The following is a 17,654-nucleotide window of genomic DNA, read 5'->3' as shown; positions in this document are numbered from 1 at the left end:
GCCCACTTGGCAGTCCGGATAGGCTCGAAGCAGGGCCACAGTCGTCCAGGTCACTCTCGACACTGGCATGGTGGCAAACCCGAGGCGGTGGCACATGGCCACACGCGGCGCGTCTCGGTCGGCCTCGGCCCAGGAGGCGTGGTGGAAGTCGGCGGTGGTCTACCAGATCTACGTCCGCAGCTTCGCCGACTCCGACGACGACGGCATCGGTGACCTTCCCGGCATCGTGGAACACCTGGACTACCTCCAGGAGCTGGGGATCGACGTCATCTGGCTGTCCCCGGTCTACCGCTCACCGCAGGAGGACAACGGCTACGACGTCAGCGACTACCAGGACGTCGATCCGCTCTTCGGCACCCTGGAGGACCTCGACCGGCTGCTCACGGCGGTCCATCTGCGGGGCATGAGGCTGATCATGGACCTCGTCGTCAACCACACCTCGGACCAGCACCCCTGGTTTCTCGCCTCGCGCGGCTCGCGTGAGGCAGCCACCTCCGAGTGGTACTTCTGGCGGGATGCCCGGCCGGGGACGGTGCCCGGCGAGCCCGGGGCGGAGCCGAACAACTGGGGTGCGTCCTTCGGCGGGTCCGCATGGGAGTGGGTGCCGGAGCGAGGCCAGTACTACCTGCACCTGTTCGCGCGGTCCCAGCCGGACCTGAACTGGGACAACCCGGACACCCGCGAGGCGGTCTTCACCATGATGAACTGGTGGCTCGACCGCGGGATCGACGGCTTCCGGATGGACGTCATCAACTTCATCTCCAAGGATCCCCGGCTCCCCGACGCGCCGCTCAACCGCGACGGCTACGGCGACGGGATGCCGTACTTCAGCCATGGTCCCCGGATCCGCGACTACCTGGCCGAGATGAAGCGCCGGGTCTTCGACTCGCGGCCAGGCAGCTACCTCACCGTCGGCGAGATGCCAGGGGTCACCCCGGAGCAGGCCCGGGAGTTCACCGACCAGGTGCACGGCCAGCTGGCCATGGTGTTCCAGTACGAGCACGTCACCCTCGATGCGGACGGCGACAAGTGGACGCAGCGACGGATGAGTGTGAACGATCTGCGGGACACGCTCGCGAAGTGGCAGACCGCACTCGGCGACACCGGCTGGAACAGCCTCTACTGGAACAACCACGACCAGCCCAGGGTCGTCTCCCGCTACGGCAACGACACGACGTACTGGCGTGAATCGGCCACCGCCCTGGCCACCGTGCTGCACCTGCACCGGGGCACGCCCTACGTCTTCCAGGGCGAGGAGATCGGGATGACCAACACCCGGTTCGCCGGCATCGACGACTTCCGGGACATCGAGTCACTCGACCACTACACAAGAGCGGTCGGTACGCACGGCGAGGACGCCACCGTCGTGGTGAACACCCTGCGACGCCAGAGCCGGGACAACGCGCGTACGCCGATGCAGTGGAGCGCCGCATCCGGCGCCGGCTTCACGACCGGCAGTCCCTGGATCGGGGTCAATCCCAACCACAGCTGGCTGAACGTCGCGGCACAGCGCGGCGCGCCGGGCTCTGTCTATGAGTACTACCGCGCCCTGATCGCGCTGCGGCACCGCCTTCCGGTCGTCGTGGACGGGTACTTTGCCGCCATCGACACGGGCCGCGACCAGATCTACGCCTTCCGGCGCCATCTGGGCGGCGCGACCCTGACGGTCCAAGGGAATCTGTCCGACCTGCCGGTCTCCGTCGACCGCGATGACCGGCTGGCTCGTGATCTGGTGCTGGCCAACTACCCCAGGAGCAGGATCGATCCCGATCGGCTGGGGCCCTGGGAAGTCCGCGTCTACGTGAGCTGAGGGCCCGACGGCTACGCTGGGACCAAGACTGCAGGACACCTGTCGCTCGCCGCGGACACCGCGGAGGCACACGGCAGCGGTGTCGGCAGCAACCCGCAGACAGTGGGCAGATGGCTTCGTATCTCGACAATCGTCCGAAGGCAGTCGAAGACATCTACTTCGTCTGGAACCCGCACCAGCCGCTGCCGGCAGGCACCGGAGGCACTGAGAACTACACGATCGGCCACGTCCGCGAGCTCAATCGCCGCGGTATCAACGCCCACGTCGTCACCATCGGAGTCGGGACGACGGACGGACGCGACGAGTTCGCGGACATCCCCTTCGTATCGATTGCGAGCGTCATGGACGTCGGCGAGCTGGACGGGGTGGTGATCTTCGTCGCCGAGTTCCCGGTCGTGGTGACCAAGCGACCGGCGTACCAGATGCTGCACGTGCCACCACCGGGAGACGCCGCCGACCGGACCCGCATCGCGGCCACCATGCAGGACCGATCGTTGATCGCGACCAGCCGGTTCTCGGCGCAGCTGTGGGCCGAGTTCCTCGATGTCGACATCGACACCATCAGCATCGTCTACCCCTACGCCGAGGCATGCTTCAGCACGGAAGTACGCCCACCCGCCGATGAGGCCGCGGTTCGCATCCTCTACGCGGGCCGGCTGAGCCCGGAGAAGGGGATCTACACCTTGCTGGCGATGCTCGACCTGGACCCGGCCGGCCACGAGCGGGCCTTCATTTGCACGGCCACGACCGCCGGCGCCGACAAACCCCAGGGCCGCAACATCGAGCGGGTCCTCGACGCGCATCCCAGCGTGCGCCTCGTGCCCCGGCGGACCACGCCGCGCGCGATGGCCACGCTGATGGCCCAGCACGACATCATCGTCATGCCCTCCAACAGCCAGTACTGGCACGAGACCTTCGGCATCGTCTCGATCGAGGCCCAGCACTCCGGCTGCCGCGTGGTCGCCTCCGACGACGGCGGGCTCCCCGAGACGGACTGCGGCTCGATCACCCTGGTCGCCCCCGACGACCCCGCCGCGCTGGCGCGAGGCATCCGCGCGGCCGCCGCTCAGGGTGCGGTCGACGAACTCGTCAGGGTCAACGCTGCCGCGAGGTTCACCGTCGACAACTCGGTCGACGGCCTCATCGACGTGCTGCTGATGCCGTCACCTCTCACGCCTGCCGCCGTCGTACGGGACCTGGAGACTCTCGTCCGGTTGCCGGCTGCTGGCGAGGAGCTCTCCGTCATGCAGACGCCAGCCTAGAGTCCAGCCACCAACGCAATCAGGCCCCTGCTCGCGGATGCGGGCAAGGGGCCTGATTGCTACGGGAAAGTTGGTCTCGACCCGCTTCGCGGCTTCGCAAGCTCAGCCGCTGCGGACCCTCCTGAGCTTGTCGAAGGGCTCGCTCGACCTCTTCGCGTTGTGACCTGCGACTTCGTCGCAGGTCACAGGCTCAGACCTTCTCGATCTGGTTGAACGAGAGCTCGACAGGGGTCTCGCGGCCGAAGATCTCGACGAGCGCCTTGACGCGCTGGGACTCGGCGTTGAGCTCGGTGATGGTCGCGTGGAGGGTGGCGAAGGGGCCGTCGACGACGGTGACCGAGTCGCCCTCGGCGAAGTCGACGACCTCAACGGGCTTCTTGGCGGTGCCGGTGGCACCGGAGGAGGCGGTCGCGGCCTCACCGGCGGCGGCAGCCTCGGCCTCGGCCTGGGCGACGACGGCGGGGGCGAGCATGTTCTCGACCTCGGTCATCGACAGCGGGACCGGCTGGTGGCTGTGGCCGACGAAGCCGGTGACCGACGGGGTGTGGCGTACGGCCGCCCAGGACTCGTCGGTGAGGTCCATCCGGACCAGCACGTAACCCGGGAGAACGGTGCGCTTGACCATCTTGCGCTGGCCGTTCTTGATCTCCGGGACCTCCTCGGTGGGGACCACGATCTCGTGGATGTAGTCCTCCATGTTGAGGGAGACGATGCGGTTCTCCAGGTTGGACTTCACCCGGTTCTCCATGCCGGAGTAGGTGTGGATCACGAACCAGTCGCCCGGCTTCGCCCACAGCTCACGGCGGAACGTCTCGAGCGGGTCGTCGTCAGCGGCCTCGGGGGCCTCGCCCTCGACGATCTCGTCGAAGGACGACTCGGCCTCGCCGGCGTCGCCGGACTCGTCAGCCTCGTCGAACTCGGCCTCTGCAGGCACGTCGGAGGCGGCCTCGGCCGTCTCGAGGACCTCGGTCTCCTCGGTGTAGTCCTGCTCAGACACGTCCTGCTCCAAACCGTTGATTGTGTGTATCGGGTGTGTTCCGCGGGCCGGGGCCCACGCGATCACGCGTCGCGGCCGCCGAACACCCAGAACATCAACTTGCCGAACCCGAGGTCAAGGCCCGCGACGATCGCCATCATGACCAGGACGAAGACCAGAACCACGATGAAGTACGTCGTGAGCTGCTGCTGCGTCGGCCAGACGACCTTGCGGAGCTCGGCCACGACCTGGCGGTAGAACGTCGGGAGACTGGTGCGCTTCTCCGTCTTCTTGTCGTTCGGAGTCGGGACTGCCTTGCTGTCCGTCACGCCGCCACCTTCTCTCGAAAACGTTTCCATCGCTGGTCCGGCTTTGCAGGGCACGAGGGACTTGAACCCCCAACCTTCGGTTTTGGAGACCGATGCTCTGCCAGTTGAGCTAGTGCCCTACGGAGGCCTGCATCAGACGCGCGGTTGAGGGCGCGGCTAACCATGTGGGAAGACCACCAACGGTGAGTCTACGCACTCGGGTTAACGCGTTCCAAACTGGGCCCTCATGACCCATAGGATTGCGGGCATGACCTCAGATCCCCGTCCCCTCGCCGAGCTCTCGCGCGAGGAACTCGAAGCGTTCGCAACGGAGCAGCGCACGGCGTACGACAACTTGGTGGCCAAGGGCCTGAAGCTGGACCTGACCCGGGGGAAGCCCTCCGCGGACCAGCTCAACCTCTCCGACGGCCTGCTCCATCTCCCCAAGACGACGACCGCCCCGGACGGCACCGACACGCGCAACTACGGCGGCCTGGCGGGCGGCATCGAGATCCGCGAGATCTACGCCGAGCTCCTCGGTCTGGACACCGACCAGCTCATCGCCGGCGGCAACTCGAGCCTCACGATGATGCGCGACACGCTGATGTGCCTGTGGCTTCACGGTGGCGTCGACAGCGAGCGGCCGTGGGGCCAGGAGGAGACGGTCAGGTTCGTCTGCCCGGTGCCGGGCTACGACCGCCACTTCACGCTCCTGGAGTGGTTCGGGATCGAGATGGTGACCGTGCCGATGCACGCCGACGGACCCGATGCCGACGCCGTCGCCGCGCTGGTCAAGGACGACCCCACGATCAAGGGCATGTGGCTGGTCCCGACCTACGCCAACCCGACCGGCGACACCACCTCGCAGGAGATCGCCGAGCGGCTCACCTCGATGCCGACCGCGGCCCCCGACTTCAAGATCTTCTGGGACAACGCCTACGCGCTGCACCACCTGACCCCGGCCGAGACCAAGACCGCCGACGTCGTCTCGCTGGCCAACGCGGCCGGCAACCCCCACCGCCCGCTGGTCTTCGCCTCGACCTCCAAGGTCACCTACGCCGGCGCCGGCGTCGGCTTCTTCGGCGGCTCGAAGGAGAACGTCGCCTGGTGGCTCGACCACCTCAGCCACGGCGCGATCGGCCCCGACAAGGTCAACCACCTGCGGCACGCGGAGTTCTTCGGCTCCGCCGCCGGCGTACGCGAGCACATGGCCAAGCACCGCGACCTGCTCGCGCCGCGGTTCGCGGCCGTCGAGGACGCGCTCACCGACCAGCTCGGCGCGCTCGGCGTGGCGACCTGGACCAAGCCCGCCGGCGGCTACTTCGTCAGCCTCGACGTGCTCCCGGGCACCGCCACCCGGGTGATCGAGCTGGCCAAGGGCGCGGGCGTCGCGCTGACCCCGGCCGGTTCGGCGTTCCCCGGCAAGGTCGACCCGGAGGACACCAACATCCGGCTGGCACCGTCCTTCCCGCCGTTGGAGCAGGTCAGCGGGGCCATGGAGGTCGTCACGGTGTGCGTGAAGCTGGCCGCTGCGGAGAAGCTGCTCGCGTGAGAGAGCGTCAGCGAACGAGCCATGAGGTCATCACGCGACCGCGTCCGTATTCTGGCGCTTGCGCTACGGAGGTGGTCGCGTGAGTGAGGACCGACCCCACCGAGACCGGCGCAGCCTGCGTACGCTGCCCAAGGCACATCTGCACCTGCACTTCACCGGTGCGATGCGCCACGAGACCCTGCTCGAGCTGGCCACCCGCGACGGGATCCGGCTGCCCGACCAGCTGGTCTCGGAGTGGCCGCCGGCACTGAGCGCGGCCGACGAGAAGGGCTGGTTCAGGTTCCAGCGTCTCTATGACGTGGCGCGCTCGGTGCTGCGCACCGAGTCGGACATCCGGCGGCTGGTCATGGAGGTCGCCGAGGACGACGTACGCGACGGCGGCAGGTGGCTCGAGATCCAGGTCGACCCGTCGGGCTATGCGGCGAAGTTCGGCGGGATCACGGCCTTCACGGATCTGGTCCTGGACGCAGTTCGCGACGCGGAGCGGGCGACCGGGCTAGGGATCGCGGTGATCATCGCCTCCAACCGCACCCGGCACCCGATGGACGCGCGCACGCTGGCGCGTCTGGCCGCGCAGTACGTCGACCACGGCGTGGTCGGCTTCGGGCTCTCCAACGACGAACGGCGCGGGCGGACCGAGGAGTTCGACCACGCCTTCCAGATCGCCGAGAAGGCCGGCCTGCGGCTGATGCCGCACGGCGGTGAGCTGCGTGGGCCCGAGCACATCCGCACCGTGCTGCGGTCGCTGCACGCGACCCGGCTGGGTCATGGCGTACGCGCTGCCGAGGATCCGGCGCTGCTCGACGAGATCGTGCGTGCGGGCGTCGCGCTGGAGGTCTGCCCGACCTCCAACGTGTCGCTCGGCGTGTACTCCGACCTGACCTCGGTGCCGCTGCCGCAACTGCTCGACGCGGGTGCGACGGTGGCGCTGGGGGCCGATGACCCGCTGCTGTTCGGGTCCCGGCTGGCGGCGCAGTACGCCACCATGCGGGCGGCTCACGAGCTCACCGACGAGACCCTCGCCGACCTGGCGCGGATGTCGATCACCGCCTCGACCGCGCCCGAGTCGACCAAGAAAGGTCTGCTCGCCGAGATCGACGACTGGATCAGCGCGCCCTCGCAACCCACGGATCCGGCAAGTTAAGACAGAATGTCGGCCATGACGAACCCGTCCGACGATCAGCCCGATCCCAACAAGCCGGCCGACGCCTCCACCCCGCCTCCGCCGACCCCGTCCGAGCCGACCCCTGCCGAGCCGACCCAGGGCGACGAGACCCAGGTGGCGACTCCGCCTGCGTCGACGCCGCCTGCGCCGACCCAGCCGATGTACGGCCAGACCTACGGTGAGCAGCCGTCCAACCCCTACGGTGGCGCGACGTTCGACCAGAAGCCGCCGGCCCCGCCGACGGCCGGCTACGGACAGACGCCTCCGCCGCCCGCCTACGGCGGTCAGCCGAACTACGGTGGCCAGCCGGGCTACGGCCAGGCGCCCTACGGTGCTCCGGCTGCGTACGCCGGTCCGGTCGGCACCCCGGACTCGGGGGCGACCACGGCGATGGTCCTCGGCATCGTCGGGCTCGTGGGGTCATTCCTCTGCGGCCTCCCCATCGTCCTCTCACCGTTCGCTCTGTTCATGGGCCTCTCGGCCAAAAAGCGGATCGACGCGTCGGCCGGTGCTCTGACCGGCCGCGGCAACGCGCAGGCGGGCTTCATCCTCGGCATCATCGGCACCGTCCTGTTGGTCCTGAGCATCCTTCTGATCGTCGTCATCATCATCATCGGCGTCAGCGGCGGGTTCGACGACCCGGGCTACGACGGCGGCTACGAGACCTACGACAGCGAGTTCTGAGATGACGGACACGCCTCCGCCCGGCTATCAGCCCGCACCGGCGCCCTACGGCTTCCCGCAGCCCCCTCCGCATCCCGAGGCCAACTCGGCGATGGTCCTCGGGATCGTCGGGCTGTGCCTGTCGGTCATGTGCGGCGGGATCGGCGTCTTCGTCGCACCGTTCGGATGGGTCAAGGGCAAGCGGGTGATGGCCGAGATCGACGCCAACCCGGCTGCCTACAGCGGGCGTGGCAACGCTCAGGCCGGTTTCATCACCGGCCTCATCGGGACGATCTTCGGGGCGCTCTACATGCTCTTCTGGATCGCCTACATCATCTTCATCATCGTGATGATCGTCGTCGCCTCCAACGAGACCGACAGCACGACGTTCGACAGCATCAACGCGATGCTGAGCAGCCGACTCTGACGGATGGACTGCGGCTACTTCACCTCCGGCGCCTGCCGCTCCTGCCGCTGGCTGGAGATGGCGTACGCAGACCAGCTCGCGCAGAAACAGCAGCGGGTCGCCGAGGCTCTCGGTGACGTACGTTGGGAGGAACCGGTCTCCAGCCCGGAGGCCGGTTTCCGCAACAAGGCGAAGATGGTCGTCGCCGGTTCCGTGGAGGCGCCGACGCTGGGGATCCTGTCGCACGACGGTCTCGGGGTGGACCTGCTCGCGTGCGGGCTGCACACCCCGGGCCTGCAGGCCGCGCTGCCGGTCCTCTCCCGGTTCGTCACGACCGCGCGCCTGACTCCCTACTCCGTGCCGGAGCGGCGCGGCGAGCTCAAGCACGTGATCGTCACCGAGGCGCCCGGCGGGGAGCTGATGGTGCGTTGGGTGCTGCGGTCCACCGAGGCGCTGGCCCGGCTGCGCAAGCACCTTCCGGCGCTGCTGGACGACCTCCCGATCGGCGTCGCCTCGGTCAACATCCAGCCGGAGCACAAGGCCGTCATCGAGGGACCTGAGGAGATCTTCCTGACCGCCCGCGAGGCGCTCACGATGGAGGTCAACGGGATCGGTCTGCGGCTGCGCCCCCACTCGTTCTTCCAGACCAACACCGATGTCGCCGCCGCGCTCTACCGCCATGCCCGCGACCTGGTCTCCTCGGCAGTGCCGACCTCCGTGTGGGACCTCTACTGCGGCGTCGGCGGATTCGGGCTGCACGTCGCCGCTCCGGGGCGGCAGGTGCTCGGTGTCGAGTCCAGCGAGCAGGCCGTCGAAGCGGCCGCCTCGACCGCCGCGGAGCTGGGACTGCCGGGCACCAGCTGGGTGGCCGGGGATGCGGCGGCGTACGCACTCTCGGCCGGCTCCGCGCCCGACCTGGTCATCGTCAACCCGCCGCGGCGCGGGATCGGCTCGTCGCTCGCCGGGTGGCTGGAGCAGTCGGGGGTCGAGCACGTCGTCTACTCCTCGTGCAACGTCGACACCCTGGCCCGCGACCTGCGCGACATGCCGTCGCTCCGCCCCGTCTCGGCACGGCTGCTCGACATGTTCCCCAACACCGACCACCACGAAGTGCTCGTGCACCTCGAACGAGCCTGATGCCGAGTCGGCTCGTTCTGACGAGCCGACTCGACGGGGAATCACGTCAGTTCGCGCCGACTCGGCGCGATCTGGCCAGGGTCAGCGCGCCGAGGACGAGACCGGTGAGGCCGAGGACGATCGCCATGCCGCCGCCGACCACGCCGTTGCCGGTGCCGGGTCCGCCGTCGGCCACGATCAGGTTGACGACGCCGACGACCAGGGCGATCGTGCCGCAGCCGAGCGCCACGACGGCGCCGTTGCGGCCACGGTTGCCGACGCCGCGTACGGCACGCGCCAGCGCTGCCGCACCGGCGACCGCGCCGGCCAGGCCGACGAACGCGGCGAGCGTCGCCCACAGCCGGGCGGTGGTCAGTGTGTAGGCGCCGACGTCGGGGTCGGCGGCGCTGATGAGTACGTCGTTCAGAGACATGGAGGACTCCTTCATCAAGTTCGATCGGATGACTCGATCGTCCCGTCGACGCACGCCGGAGTCGTCCTGCCTGCGTGGACTCTTCGGAGCCGTCGCTACTGCGTACGTGGTAGCCGGATCTCCTGCGTCAGAGGGACTCGCGGGTGGCGGGCGCGGGCATATCCTGCTCGCATGGCCAGGCAGCGGATCACGGTCGGAGACTGGGTCATCGCCGCTGGTGTGGCCGTGGCCCAGCTGGCGGCTGCGCTGAGCGGCGGTCAGCCCGACTCCGGCAACGAGCTTCTCGGCTACGCCGCGCTGGTCGCGAGCGGTCTGGTCCTGGTCTTCCGGCGCCGAGCACCGGTCGCCGTACTGGTCGCCAGCGGCGCGTGCGGGCTGGCCTTCCAGGCACTCGGGCTCGACGTCGCGGTGATCGCGTTCCTGGTCGCCGTCTACGCAGCCGTGCGGGAGGGGCATCGGCTGGTCACGGTGGTCGCTGCGGTGGCGATGCAGACCGGGCTGTTCCTGGTGGCGTACGCCTCCGTGGGTGACCTCGGCGCCGCCTCCGAGCAGGCGCGCGGAGCCCTGGAGATCGCCTGGCTGATCGCGGCAGGCGCCGCCGGCGAGGCGCTCCGGCAGGCCGAGCGGCGTGCCGACGAGGCCGAGCGCACCCGGGAAGCCGCGGCACAGCGCCGGGCCGACGACGAGCGGCTGCACATCGCCCGCGAGCTGCACGACTCCCTCACCCACCAGATCTCGGTGATCAAGGTCCAGTCCGAGGCGGCGGTCCACGTGGCGCAGCGCCGTGGCGAGGAGGTCCCCGAGTCGCTGCTGGCGATCCGGGAGGCCGGGCGCGAGGCGGCCCGCGAGCTGCGGGCCACGCTGACGGCGCTGCGCGACGACGATCCGAACCCGCCGCGGGGGCTCGAGGACGTACGCGACCTGGTCGGGTCCGCCGGGTCCACCGGGCTGGACGTCACGCTGACCGTCGACGGGCAGCCCGGCGCGGTGCCGGTCGCGGTGGGCCGGACGGCCTACCGGATCGTCCAGGAGGCGCTGACCAACGTGACCCGCCACGCCGCGGCCACCACCGCGTCGGTCCACATCGACCACCGGCCTGACTCCCTCGGGATCCGGGTCGAGGACAACGGCACCGGCGCCCCGGCGACGACCGTGCCCGGCATCGGGCTGCTCGGGATGCGGGAGCGGGTCTCCGCCCTCGGAGGTCAGCTGCGGGCACAGCCCCGCGAGGAGGGCGGATTCATGGTCGAGGCACGGCTGCCGGTGGAGCGTACGTCGTGATCCGGGTGCTCCTGGTCGACGACCAGCCGCTCATCCGCAGCGGCTTCCGGGCCTTTCTCAACATCGAGGACGACATCGAGGTGGTCGCCGAGGCGGCCGACGGCGTCGAGGCGGTGGCGCTAGCCCGGGAGCATCTGCCGGACGTGGCCCTGGTCGACATCCAGATGCCGGTGGCCGACGGTCTCGAGGCGACCCGGCGGATCGCCGCCGACCCCGCTCTGAGCGAGGTCCGCGTCGTGATCCTGACCAACTACGGGATGGACGAGTACGTCCTCGAGGCCCTGCGCGCCGGCGCCACCGGGTTCCTCGTCAAGGACATCCAGCCTGAGGACTTCGTGCACGCGGTGCGGGTCGCCGCACGTGGCGATGCCCTGCTCGCGCCGTCGGTCACCCGCGCGCTGATCGACCACTACGTCAGCCAGCCCTCCCCTGCCGACGCTCCCCTCGGTCTCGCCGAGCTCACCAACCGGGAGCGCGAGGCGGTCGGCCTGGTCGCCCGGGGCATGACCAACGACCAGGTCGCCGAGGCCATGGTGATCAGCGTGCTGACCGCCAAGACCCACATCAACCGGGCGATGACCAAGCTGCACGCGCGCGACCGCGCCCAGCTCGTGGTGTTCGCCTATGAGTCGGGGCTGGTCGCTCCTAGAGCTCCACGCCGAGCATGACGGGCTCGTTGACGAGCACGATCCCGTACGCCGCCTCGACCCCGTCGCGTACCTCTCTCGCCAGGGCGAGCAGGTCCTCGGTCGTGCCCTGGCCGCGGTTGGTGAGGGCGAGGGTGTGCTTCGTGGAGAGCGACACCCTCTGGTTGCCGTGGCCCTTCTTGAAGCCGGCGTGGTCGATGAGCCAGGCAGCGGAGGTCTTCACCGTGCCGTCGGGCTGGGGGTACGCCGGAGCACCCGCAGGCACGTCCTCGGGGGCGACCACGGGGTTGGTGAAGAACGAGCCCGCCGACCAGGTGTCGTGGTCGGCCTCGTCGATGACCATGCCCTTGCTGCGACGCAGCGCCAGCACCGCCTCGCGGATCTGCTTGGACGGCACCCGGGTGCCCTGCTCGACGCCGAGGGCGCCGGCGAGCTGGGCGTACGCGATCGAGGAGCCGGTCTCGCCGTCGGTGCCGAGCCGGAAGGTGACCTCGAGGACCACGTAGCGGCCGGGTCGCTCCTTGAACCGCGACCAGCGGTAGCCGAACGCGCACTCCCCAGCGGTGAAGCTCCGCACCTCGCGGAGCTCGCGGTCGAACACCTTGACCGAGGTGATGGTCTGGGAGACGTCCTGGCCGTACGCCCCGACGTTCTGGATCGGGGTCGCGCCCACGCTGCCAGGGATGCCGGAGAGCGCCTCGACGCCGCTCCAGCCCTTGCCGACCGCGGTCGTCACGAAGTCGTCCCAGGTCTCGCCGGCAGCCACCGTGACGCGTACGCCGCCCTCGACCGGCTCCGCCGCGACGCCCGTGGTCGCCAGCTTGATGACGGTGCCCGGGAAGCCGGCATCGGCGACGACCAGGTTGCTGCCGCCGCCCAGGACGAGCAAATCCTTCCCGGCCACGTCGGCCGCGGTCACGGCCTCGATGATCTCCGTCTCGGTGGTCGCGGTGACGAACTCCGCCGCCGGGCCACCGAGATGGAAGGTGGTGTGCTTCGCGAGAAGTTCAGACACGTACGGAGACCTTCGGCATGCCGAGGACCTTCTGGTCGCCGGAGACGACGGTCAGGGCGATCGTCGCCAGCCCGTCCTCGACCGACTTCACGGTGCCGCTGACCGTCACCGAGGTGCCCTCGTCGTCGTCGGGAACGACGACCGGGTTGGTGAACTTGGCGCCGAAGTCGACGACCTCGGCACCGTCGGTCCACTCCGAGACCGCCCGGGCGACCAGCGCCATGGTGAACATGCCGTGGGCGATCACGCCGGGGAGGCCGACGGCGGTGGCGATCCGGTCGGACCAGTGGATCGGGTTGAAGTCGCCGCTCGCGCCGGCGTAGCGCACCAGCGACGCACGGGTGATCGGGTAGGTCTTCGGGGCCAGCTCGGCGCCTGCTTCGAGTGCCATCACGCGACCTCCGCCGCTCGGTGGACCAGGGTGGCCGAGGTGGTGCACACGACCGCCCCGGATTCGTCGGTGATCTCCGAGACCGTGCCGATGATGTCGTTGCCGCCGATCTGTCGCAGCGAGGCGACGCTCAGGGTCGCGACCAGCACGTCCCCCGGCGCGATCGGCCGGGCGTACGCGAACTTCTGCTCGCCGTGCACGATCCGCGACAGCTCGACCTGGACGTCGTCCAGGAAGGCGTTCATCGCGTCGAAGGCGAGCACGATCGGGAACGTCGCCGGGACCGGGTCCCCGCCCTCCCAGCTCACGCCGGTGGCGGTAGCGAACTCCCGCACCTTCTCGTCGGTGACCCGATAGGGCCTGGTCGGAGGAAACGCGCGCCCTACGAGCGACCCATCAACTGCCATGCGGACAACTCTAGTGGCCCGCCGAGAAGTCGCCCGCGTCGGCCGAAGCGTCACGTAGGTCGGCCGAGTTGGCAGACCCGTGCCAACTCGGCCGACGGCGGTGACGTCTCGGCCGACCTACGTGACGTCTCGGCGGATGGGGGTGACGTCTCGGCAAATGACGAACGCCCCGCCTCCCGGAACTCGGGGCGGGGCGTTCGGAGCGCCGATCAGTGTCGCGCTCTACCTAGAAGACAGGCTTCAGCGGGTCTCGCGGTGCGCGGTGTGCTTGCGGCAACGCGGGCAGTACTTGTTGAGCTCGATACGGTCGGGGTCGTTCCGACGGTTCTTCTTCGAGATGTAGTTCCGCTCCTTGCACTCGGTGCAAGCGAGGGTGATCTTCGGGCGAACGTCGCTGCTCTTGCTGGCCACAGGAGTTTCCTTACGGTGCTGAATCGAGGTGATGCGGTCTTTGGCGGTAGCGGGGGCGGGGATCGAACCCGCGACCTCACGATTATGAGTCGTGCGCTCTAACCGCCTGAGCTACCCCGCCTCAACAGGAATCAGGCCCGCAGTATTCCTACTGCGGGACCTCAACCCAAGAATCCTAATGGACCCAGAGCCCCTTTACGGAATCGAACCGTAGACCTTCTCCTTACCATGGAGACGCTCTGCCGACTGAGCTAAAGGGGCGTTGCGAAAGAGAACATTACGGTAGGGGCGGCGTGCTCAACAAATCGACAGGGCCCTTCCCGCCGCCGACCGCATCATCGCAGGTCAGCGGGGCCCTCGGCGCCTCGAGCGGGCTCCCAGATGCGCGCGAAACCCATCGCTTCCTCGAGCTCGTAGGACAGCTCGAGCAGCATTCGCTCGCGTCCCGGCGCCGCCCCGAACATCATCCCCTGGGGCAGCCCGGCGATGGTCTGCTGAATGGGCAGCGACACCGCCGGCCCACCGGTGACGTTCTGCCACGGCGTGAACGCGACCCAGTCCATCAGCCCCTTCATGACCAGCTCGTAGACCTGGCTCGGCGCCAGCCGCCCGATCTCGGGGGTCTCGTGCGCGACCGTGGGCGTCAGGACGACGTCGTACGCCGCATGGAACCCCTCCGCGATCGCCTGCGCCTTGCGCAGCCGGACGATGGCGGCCGGGACGTACTTGGCGTTCTTGAGCGTGTGCTGGGCGAGGCCGACCGTGAGGTTGTCGAGCCGGGTGCGGTCCCAGGTCTTGCCGCGGAGCGGGCCGGCGTTGACCAGGGCGACCGCCAGGGTCCCCCAGTAGAGGACGAAGTCGTCGGCGAAGGTCTCGGGCACGGGCGGCGGCACCGCCTCGACGGTGTGACCGAGCTCCTCCAGCACCGCGGCCGTCTTCAGCGTCAGCTCGGCGACCTCGGGACTGGCGTCGCGCCCGAGCGCACCCGTGAAGATGGCGCAGCGCAGCCGTTTCGACCCGGGGCCGGTGACGTCCCCGATCGGCGGCAGCGAGGTGTGGTGCGCCTTCTCGGCCTCCCGGAAGAAGGCGGCGGTGTCGCGCACCGAGCGGGTCAGCACGCCGTCGGTGACGATCTTGAGCGGCAGCAGACCGTAGAGCGGGTCCTGGGGCAGCCGGTCGCGGGTCGGCTTGAGCCCGACCAAACCGCACGCAGCCGCCGGTATCCGGATCGAGCCACCGCCGTCGTTGCCGTGGGCGATCGGTACGGCCCCGGCGGCCACTAGCGCACCCGAACCCGCCGAGGACGCCCCGGCCACCCGGCCGGTGTCCCACGGGTTGCGCACCGCGCCGAGCCGCGCGTGCTCGGCCGTGCCCGAGAACCCGAACTCCGAGAGCTGAGTCTTCCCCAGCGACAGCAGCCCGAGCTTGAAGAGCAGCTTGGTCATCTCGCCGTTGCGTGAGGCCGGCGGCATGACGTACGAATCCGTGCCGTTCCTGGTGGGCACACCGGCGACGTCGGTGTTGTCCTTGATCAACGTCGGGACGCCGGCGAAGAAGCCGGCCCGGGGAGCACGCGCCTGGATCCGGGCCCGGTCGAAGGTGCGGTAGGCCATCGCTCCGAGCGCGGCGTCGACCGCCTCGATCCGGGCGATGGATGCCTCGACCGCCTCGAGAGTGCTGAAGTCACCGCGTCGCAGGGCCTCGGCGACCCCGACCGCGTCGAGAGTGCCGAGGACGTCGTCGGTGAAGGCGTGCACTCGAGCCATGAAACCAACGTTAAGGCGTGAGCAAGGTCAGAGGAGGAAGTACGCCACCAGCGGAATCATGAGACAGGTCACCACCGCGGTGAGCCCCATCGCCAGTCCGGAGAAGGCGCCCTCCACCTGGCTCTCCTCCAGCATCCGGGCGGTGCCGATCCCGTGGGAGACCGCACCGACGGCGACGCCGCGTGCGCGCGGGTCGCGGATCCGAAGCAGGGTCAGCACCCGCGGTGCGACCATCGCGGCGACGATTCCGATCACGATGGCGAAGGCCGCCGACAGCTCCGGATAGCCGCCGAGGCGCTCCGTCAGCTCGATCGTCACCGGCGTCGTCACGGCCTTCGGAGCCATCGTCCGCTCCAGCACGTCGCCGCCACCGAGCCAGCGCACCAGCAGGATGCCGCTGACCATCGACACGACCGCGCCGGCGGTCAGCGCGACCAGGACGGGCACCACCATCCCCTTCAGCCGCGCGACCTGGTGATAGAGCGGGATCGCCAGGGCGACCGTCGCCGGGCCGAGCAGAAAGCTGATCAGCGTGGTGGCGTCGGCGTAGTCGTCGTAGGTCGTGCCGCTGACCGTCAGCAGGGTGCCGACGATCACGATCGCCACCGCCACCGGCTGGGCGAGCGGCGAGTGGGTCTTCTTGCGGAGCCACCTCCCGAACTCGTACGCCGCCACCGTCACGAACAGCCACAGGATGACGCTCACTCGATCTCCTCCCCCGGCGCGCCTTCGGTGCCGGCGACCTCGGGCACCCGGCGCAGGAACAGGGTGAGCACCCAGCCGACGGTGGCCAGCCCGAGGAACCAGGAGCCGAGCAGCGCGACGACGATCGGCAGCGCCGCGTCGCGGATGACCGCGAGATAGGCGATCACGCCGACTCCGGCGGGGATGAAGAAGAGCTGCAGGTGGGAGAGGAAGTAGTCGCCGACCTGGATGACCGGGTCGTCCTCACCGTCACGGCGCCGCAGGACGAGGACGACGAAGAGCAGCAGCATCCCGACGACGGGACCCGGCAGCGGGATCCCGGTCAGCTCGACGATCGCGGTTCCGGCCAGCTGGCACCCGAGCAGCCAGAGCAGGCCGACGATCACTGCGGGTCGGAGAGGGACTCGATCGCCATCGCGGCGCAGCCCACCAGGCCCGAGGAGTCGCCGTGGAGCTGGGCCATGAAGGTGAGCTCGCGGGTGGCGATCGGGTTGGAGCGGGCGTAGACGCTCTCGCGCACCCCGGCGGTGTAGAGGTCGAAGGCGCCGGCCATGTCGCCGCCGATGACGACGACCTCCGGGTTGAGCAGGTTGACGGCCGTGGCCACGACCTCGCCGAGCTGTCGTCCGCCCTCGCGCAGCAGCCCGCGCGCGACGGCGTCACCGGCGAGCGCGGCGGCCACCAGGTCGCGTACGTGGCCTGCGGGGACCCCGGAGTCGGTCAGCCGCTGGGCGAGCGCCCAGCCGGAGGCGACGGTCTCCAGGCAGCCGGTCGAGCCGCAGCGGCAGGGCCGGTCTCCGGCCGCGTCGATGCGGGTGTGGCCGATCTCGCCGGCCGCCCCGAGCGCGCCGGTGACGACCTTGCCGTCGACGATGATGCCCATGCCGAGACCGGTCGAGGCCTTGACGACCAGGGCGTTGCGTACGGGATGGTCGGAGTTGAAGAGCTCCGAGCGCGCCAGCGCGTGGGCGTCGTGGGCGAGGATCAGCGGCGCGTCGGTCAGCGCGGTGAAGTAGGGAGCCAGCTGGACGCCGTCCCAGCCGCCCATCGCCGGGGTGTCGATGCTCATCCCGAGATCGGGGTTGACCACCCCGGGCAGGCTCATCCCTATCGCCAGCACCGGCAGGTCGATCGAGGTCACCATCTTGGTCATCCGCTCGACGACCTCGGGCATCAGCACCTCGGCGGAGATGCCGACCTCGTGGTCACGGGTGTCACCGGCCAGCTCGCGCCCGGCGAGGTCGAAGACCGCCGCCTGGCTACGGCTGCGGCCCACCGCCACGGCCAGCACGACCCCTGGGTCTGAGGATTCGTCACTCACGACTGCAGTCTAAGCACGG

At 69.6% G+C, this 17,654-nt stretch carries 20 protein-coding genes and 3 tRNA genes; 9 read left to right on the top strand and 14 right to left on the bottom strand.

The annotated features are described in order from the left end of the window. The first annotated feature begins 94 nt into the window (after positions 1 to 94). The gene (locus ACIO3S_RS04025) at positions 95 to 1,810 is read left to right on the top strand and encodes an alpha-glucosidase (RefSeq protein ID WP_400459721.1); all 1,716 of its coding nucleotides are present in this window, start codon (positions 95 to 97) and stop codon (positions 1,808 to 1,810) included. Positions 1,811 to 1,920: 110 nt separating this feature from the next. After that, positions 1,921 to 3,072, top strand: coding sequence for a glycosyltransferase family 4 protein (locus tag ACIO3S_RS04020; RefSeq protein ID WP_400459718.1), 1,152 nt, complete (start codon positions 1,921 to 1,923; stop codon positions 3,070 to 3,072). Between the two features lie 190 nt (positions 3,073 to 3,262). Here the strand turns inward: ACIO3S_RS04020 and nusG are convergent, their stop codons facing one another. From nusG to ACIO3S_RS04005, 3 genes are all read right to left on the bottom strand, one after another. Further along, positions 3,263 to 4,069: a transcription termination/antitermination protein NusG gene (nusG, locus tag ACIO3S_RS04015; protein WP_400459715.1), complete on the bottom strand. Its 807-nt coding sequence runs from the start codon at positions 4,067 to 4,069 to the stop codon at positions 3,263 to 3,265. Between the two features lie 62 nt (positions 4,070 to 4,131). Then, a complete protein-coding gene (gene secE, locus ACIO3S_RS04010; protein WP_160025598.1) occupies positions 4,132 to 4,407 on the bottom strand; it encodes a preprotein translocase subunit SecE in 276 nt (91 codons plus the stop codon). A 16-nt stretch (positions 4,408 to 4,423) separates the two neighbouring features. Beyond that, a tRNA-Trp gene (locus ACIO3S_RS04005) sits at positions 4,424 to 4,496 on the bottom strand. 128 nt (positions 4,497 to 4,624) lie between these two features. On the opposite strand from ACIO3S_RS04005, the gene ACIO3S_RS04000 reads away from it, so the two are divergent. From ACIO3S_RS04000 to rlmC, 5 genes are all read left to right on the top strand, one after another. Then, on the top strand, positions 4,625 to 5,908 hold the full coding sequence (locus tag ACIO3S_RS04000) for an aminotransferase class I/II-fold pyridoxal phosphate-dependent enzyme (RefSeq protein ID WP_400459712.1): 1,284 nt from the start codon (positions 4,625 to 4,627) through the stop codon (positions 5,906 to 5,908). Positions 5,909 to 5,987: 79 nt separating this feature from the next. Next, a complete protein-coding gene (locus ACIO3S_RS03995) occupies positions 5,988 to 7,052 on the top strand; it encodes an adenosine deaminase (protein WP_400459709.1) in 1,065 nt (354 codons plus the stop codon). Positions 7,053 to 7,067: 15 nt separating this feature from the next. Beyond that, positions 7,068 to 7,757 carry a DUF4190 domain-containing protein gene (locus ACIO3S_RS03990; protein WP_400459707.1) on the top strand — a complete coding sequence of 230 codons (690 nt, stop codon included), beginning with the start codon at positions 7,068 to 7,070 and terminating at the stop codon, positions 7,755 to 7,757. A gap of 1 nt (position 7,758) precedes the next feature. After that, positions 7,759 to 8,163, top strand: coding sequence for a DUF4190 domain-containing protein (locus tag ACIO3S_RS03985; RefSeq protein WP_400459704.1), 405 nt, complete (start codon positions 7,759 to 7,761; stop codon positions 8,161 to 8,163). A 3-nt stretch (positions 8,164 to 8,166) separates the two neighbouring features. Next, on the top strand, positions 8,167 to 9,279 hold the full coding sequence (rlmC, locus tag ACIO3S_RS03980; protein ID WP_400459701.1) for a 23S rRNA (uracil(747)-C(5))-methyltransferase RlmC: 1,113 nt from the start codon (positions 8,167 to 8,169) through the stop codon (positions 9,277 to 9,279). 46 nt (positions 9,280 to 9,325) lie between these two features. Here the strand turns inward: rlmC and ACIO3S_RS03975 are convergent, their stop codons facing one another. Beyond that, entirely contained in the window at positions 9,326 to 9,691 is a 366-nt protein-coding gene (locus ACIO3S_RS03975; protein ID WP_400459698.1) for a DUF6223 family protein, read from the bottom strand. Between the two features lie 171 nt (positions 9,692 to 9,862). Here ACIO3S_RS03975 and ACIO3S_RS03970 point away from each other — a divergent pair, with 171 nt between their 5' ends. Next, positions 9,863 to 10,972, top strand: coding sequence for a sensor histidine kinase (locus ACIO3S_RS03970; protein WP_400459695.1), 1,110 nt, complete (start codon positions 9,863 to 9,865; stop codon positions 10,970 to 10,972). Next, positions 10,969 to 11,640 carry a response regulator gene (locus ACIO3S_RS03965; protein WP_400459692.1) on the top strand — a complete coding sequence of 224 codons (672 nt, stop codon included), beginning with the start codon at positions 10,969 to 10,971 and terminating at the stop codon, positions 11,638 to 11,640. The genes ACIO3S_RS03970 and ACIO3S_RS03965 overlap by 4 nt, the downstream gene beginning before the upstream one ends. On the opposite strand, the gene ACIO3S_RS03960 is transcribed toward ACIO3S_RS03965, so the two are convergent. From ACIO3S_RS03960 to ACIO3S_RS03915, 10 genes are all read right to left on the bottom strand, one after another. Continuing rightward, entirely contained in the window at positions 11,618 to 12,634 is a 1,017-nt protein-coding gene (locus tag ACIO3S_RS03960; RefSeq protein WP_400459689.1) for a UDP-N-acetylmuramate dehydrogenase, read from the bottom strand. The two genes, ACIO3S_RS03965 and ACIO3S_RS03960, sit on opposite strands and share 23 nt — an antisense overlap. Next, positions 12,627 to 13,025, bottom strand: a complete 399-nt coding sequence (locus ACIO3S_RS03955; RefSeq protein WP_400459686.1) for a MaoC/PaaZ C-terminal domain-containing protein — start codon at positions 13,023 to 13,025, stop codon at positions 12,627 to 12,629. The genes ACIO3S_RS03960 and ACIO3S_RS03955 overlap by 8 nt, the downstream gene beginning before the upstream one ends. Next, positions 13,025 to 13,432, bottom strand: coding sequence for a MaoC family dehydratase N-terminal domain-containing protein (locus tag ACIO3S_RS03950; protein WP_400459682.1), 408 nt, complete (start codon positions 13,430 to 13,432; stop codon positions 13,025 to 13,027). Before ACIO3S_RS03950 ends, ACIO3S_RS03955 begins: the two co-directional genes overlap by 1 nt. Before the next feature lie 240 nt (positions 13,433 to 13,672). Next, a complete protein-coding gene (rpmG, locus tag ACIO3S_RS03945; RefSeq protein ID WP_091042824.1) occupies positions 13,673 to 13,843 on the bottom strand; it encodes a 50S ribosomal protein L33 in 171 nt (56 codons plus the stop codon). A gap of 47 nt (positions 13,844 to 13,890) precedes the next feature. Beyond that, positions 13,891 to 13,964, bottom strand: a tRNA-Met gene (locus ACIO3S_RS03940). A 67-nt stretch (positions 13,965 to 14,031) separates the two neighbouring features. Next, positions 14,032 to 14,104: transfer RNA gene (locus ACIO3S_RS03935), tRNA-Thr, on the bottom strand. Positions 14,105 to 14,178: 74 nt separating this feature from the next. Next, entirely contained in the window at positions 14,179 to 15,609 is a 1,431-nt protein-coding gene (locus ACIO3S_RS03930; protein WP_400459679.1) for an amidase, read from the bottom strand. 27 nt (positions 15,610 to 15,636) lie between these two features. Next, positions 15,637 to 16,314, bottom strand: coding sequence for an LrgB family protein (locus tag ACIO3S_RS03925; RefSeq protein WP_400459676.1), 678 nt, complete (start codon positions 16,312 to 16,314; stop codon positions 15,637 to 15,639). Continuing rightward, positions 16,311 to 16,700: a CidA/LrgA family protein gene (locus tag ACIO3S_RS03920; protein WP_378815802.1), complete on the bottom strand. Its 390-nt coding sequence runs from the start codon at positions 16,698 to 16,700 to the stop codon at positions 16,311 to 16,313. The genes ACIO3S_RS03925 and ACIO3S_RS03920 overlap by 4 nt, the downstream gene beginning before the upstream one ends. Then, positions 16,697 to 17,635: an ROK family protein gene (locus ACIO3S_RS03915; protein WP_160025612.1), complete on the bottom strand. Its 939-nt coding sequence runs from the start codon at positions 17,633 to 17,635 to the stop codon at positions 16,697 to 16,699. Before ACIO3S_RS03915 ends, ACIO3S_RS03920 begins: the two co-directional genes overlap by 4 nt. Between the last annotated feature and the right edge of the window lie 19 nt (positions 17,636 to 17,654).

Source organism: Nocardioides sp. NPDC087217, from assembly GCF_044744805.1.
Lineage (GTDB): Bacteria > Actinomycetota > Actinomycetes > Propionibacteriales > Nocardioidaceae > Nocardioides.
This window is presented reverse-complemented; position numbering and strand designations above follow the sequence as displayed.

What these genes read in the sequence shown, in the direction of transcription:
- ACIO3S_RS04025 (WP_400459721.1), top strand. Translation starts at nt 95, where the DNA reads ATGGCCACACGCGGCGCGTCTCGGTCGGCCTCGGCCCAGGAGGCGTGG.
- ACIO3S_RS04020 (WP_400459718.1), top strand. Translation starts at nt 1,921, where the DNA reads ATGGCTTCGTATCTCGACAATCGTCCGAAGGCAGTCGAAGACATCTAC.
- secE (WP_160025598.1), bottom strand. Translation starts at nt 4,407, where the DNA reads ATGGAAACGTTTTCGAGAGAAGGTGGCGGCGTGACGGACAGCAAGGCA.
- ACIO3S_RS04000 (WP_400459712.1), top strand. Translation starts at nt 4,625, where the DNA reads ATGACCTCAGATCCCCGTCCCCTCGCCGAGCTCTCGCGCGAGGAACTC.
- ACIO3S_RS03990 (WP_400459707.1), top strand. Translation starts at nt 7,068, where the DNA reads ATGACGAACCCGTCCGACGATCAGCCCGATCCCAACAAGCCGGCCGAC.
- ACIO3S_RS03985 (WP_400459704.1), top strand. Translation starts at nt 7,759, where the DNA reads ATGACGGACACGCCTCCGCCCGGCTATCAGCCCGCACCGGCGCCCTAC.
- rlmC (WP_400459701.1), top strand. Translation starts at nt 8,167, where the DNA reads ATGGACTGCGGCTACTTCACCTCCGGCGCCTGCCGCTCCTGCCGCTGG.
- ACIO3S_RS03975 (WP_400459698.1), bottom strand. Translation starts at nt 9,691, where the DNA reads ATGTCTCTGAACGACGTACTCATCAGCGCCGCCGACCCCGACGTCGGC.
- ACIO3S_RS03970 (WP_400459695.1), top strand. Translation starts at nt 9,863, where the DNA reads ATGGCCAGGCAGCGGATCACGGTCGGAGACTGGGTCATCGCCGCTGGT.
- ACIO3S_RS03955 (WP_400459686.1), bottom strand. Translation starts at nt 13,025, where the DNA reads ATGGCACTCGAAGCAGGCGCCGAGCTGGCCCCGAAGACCTACCCGATC.
- ACIO3S_RS03950 (WP_400459682.1), bottom strand. Translation starts at nt 13,432, where the DNA reads ATGGCAGTTGATGGGTCGCTCGTAGGGCGCGCGTTTCCTCCGACCAGG.
- ACIO3S_RS03930 (WP_400459679.1), bottom strand. Translation starts at nt 15,609, where the DNA reads ATGGCTCGAGTGCACGCCTTCACCGACGACGTCCTCGGCACTCTCGAC.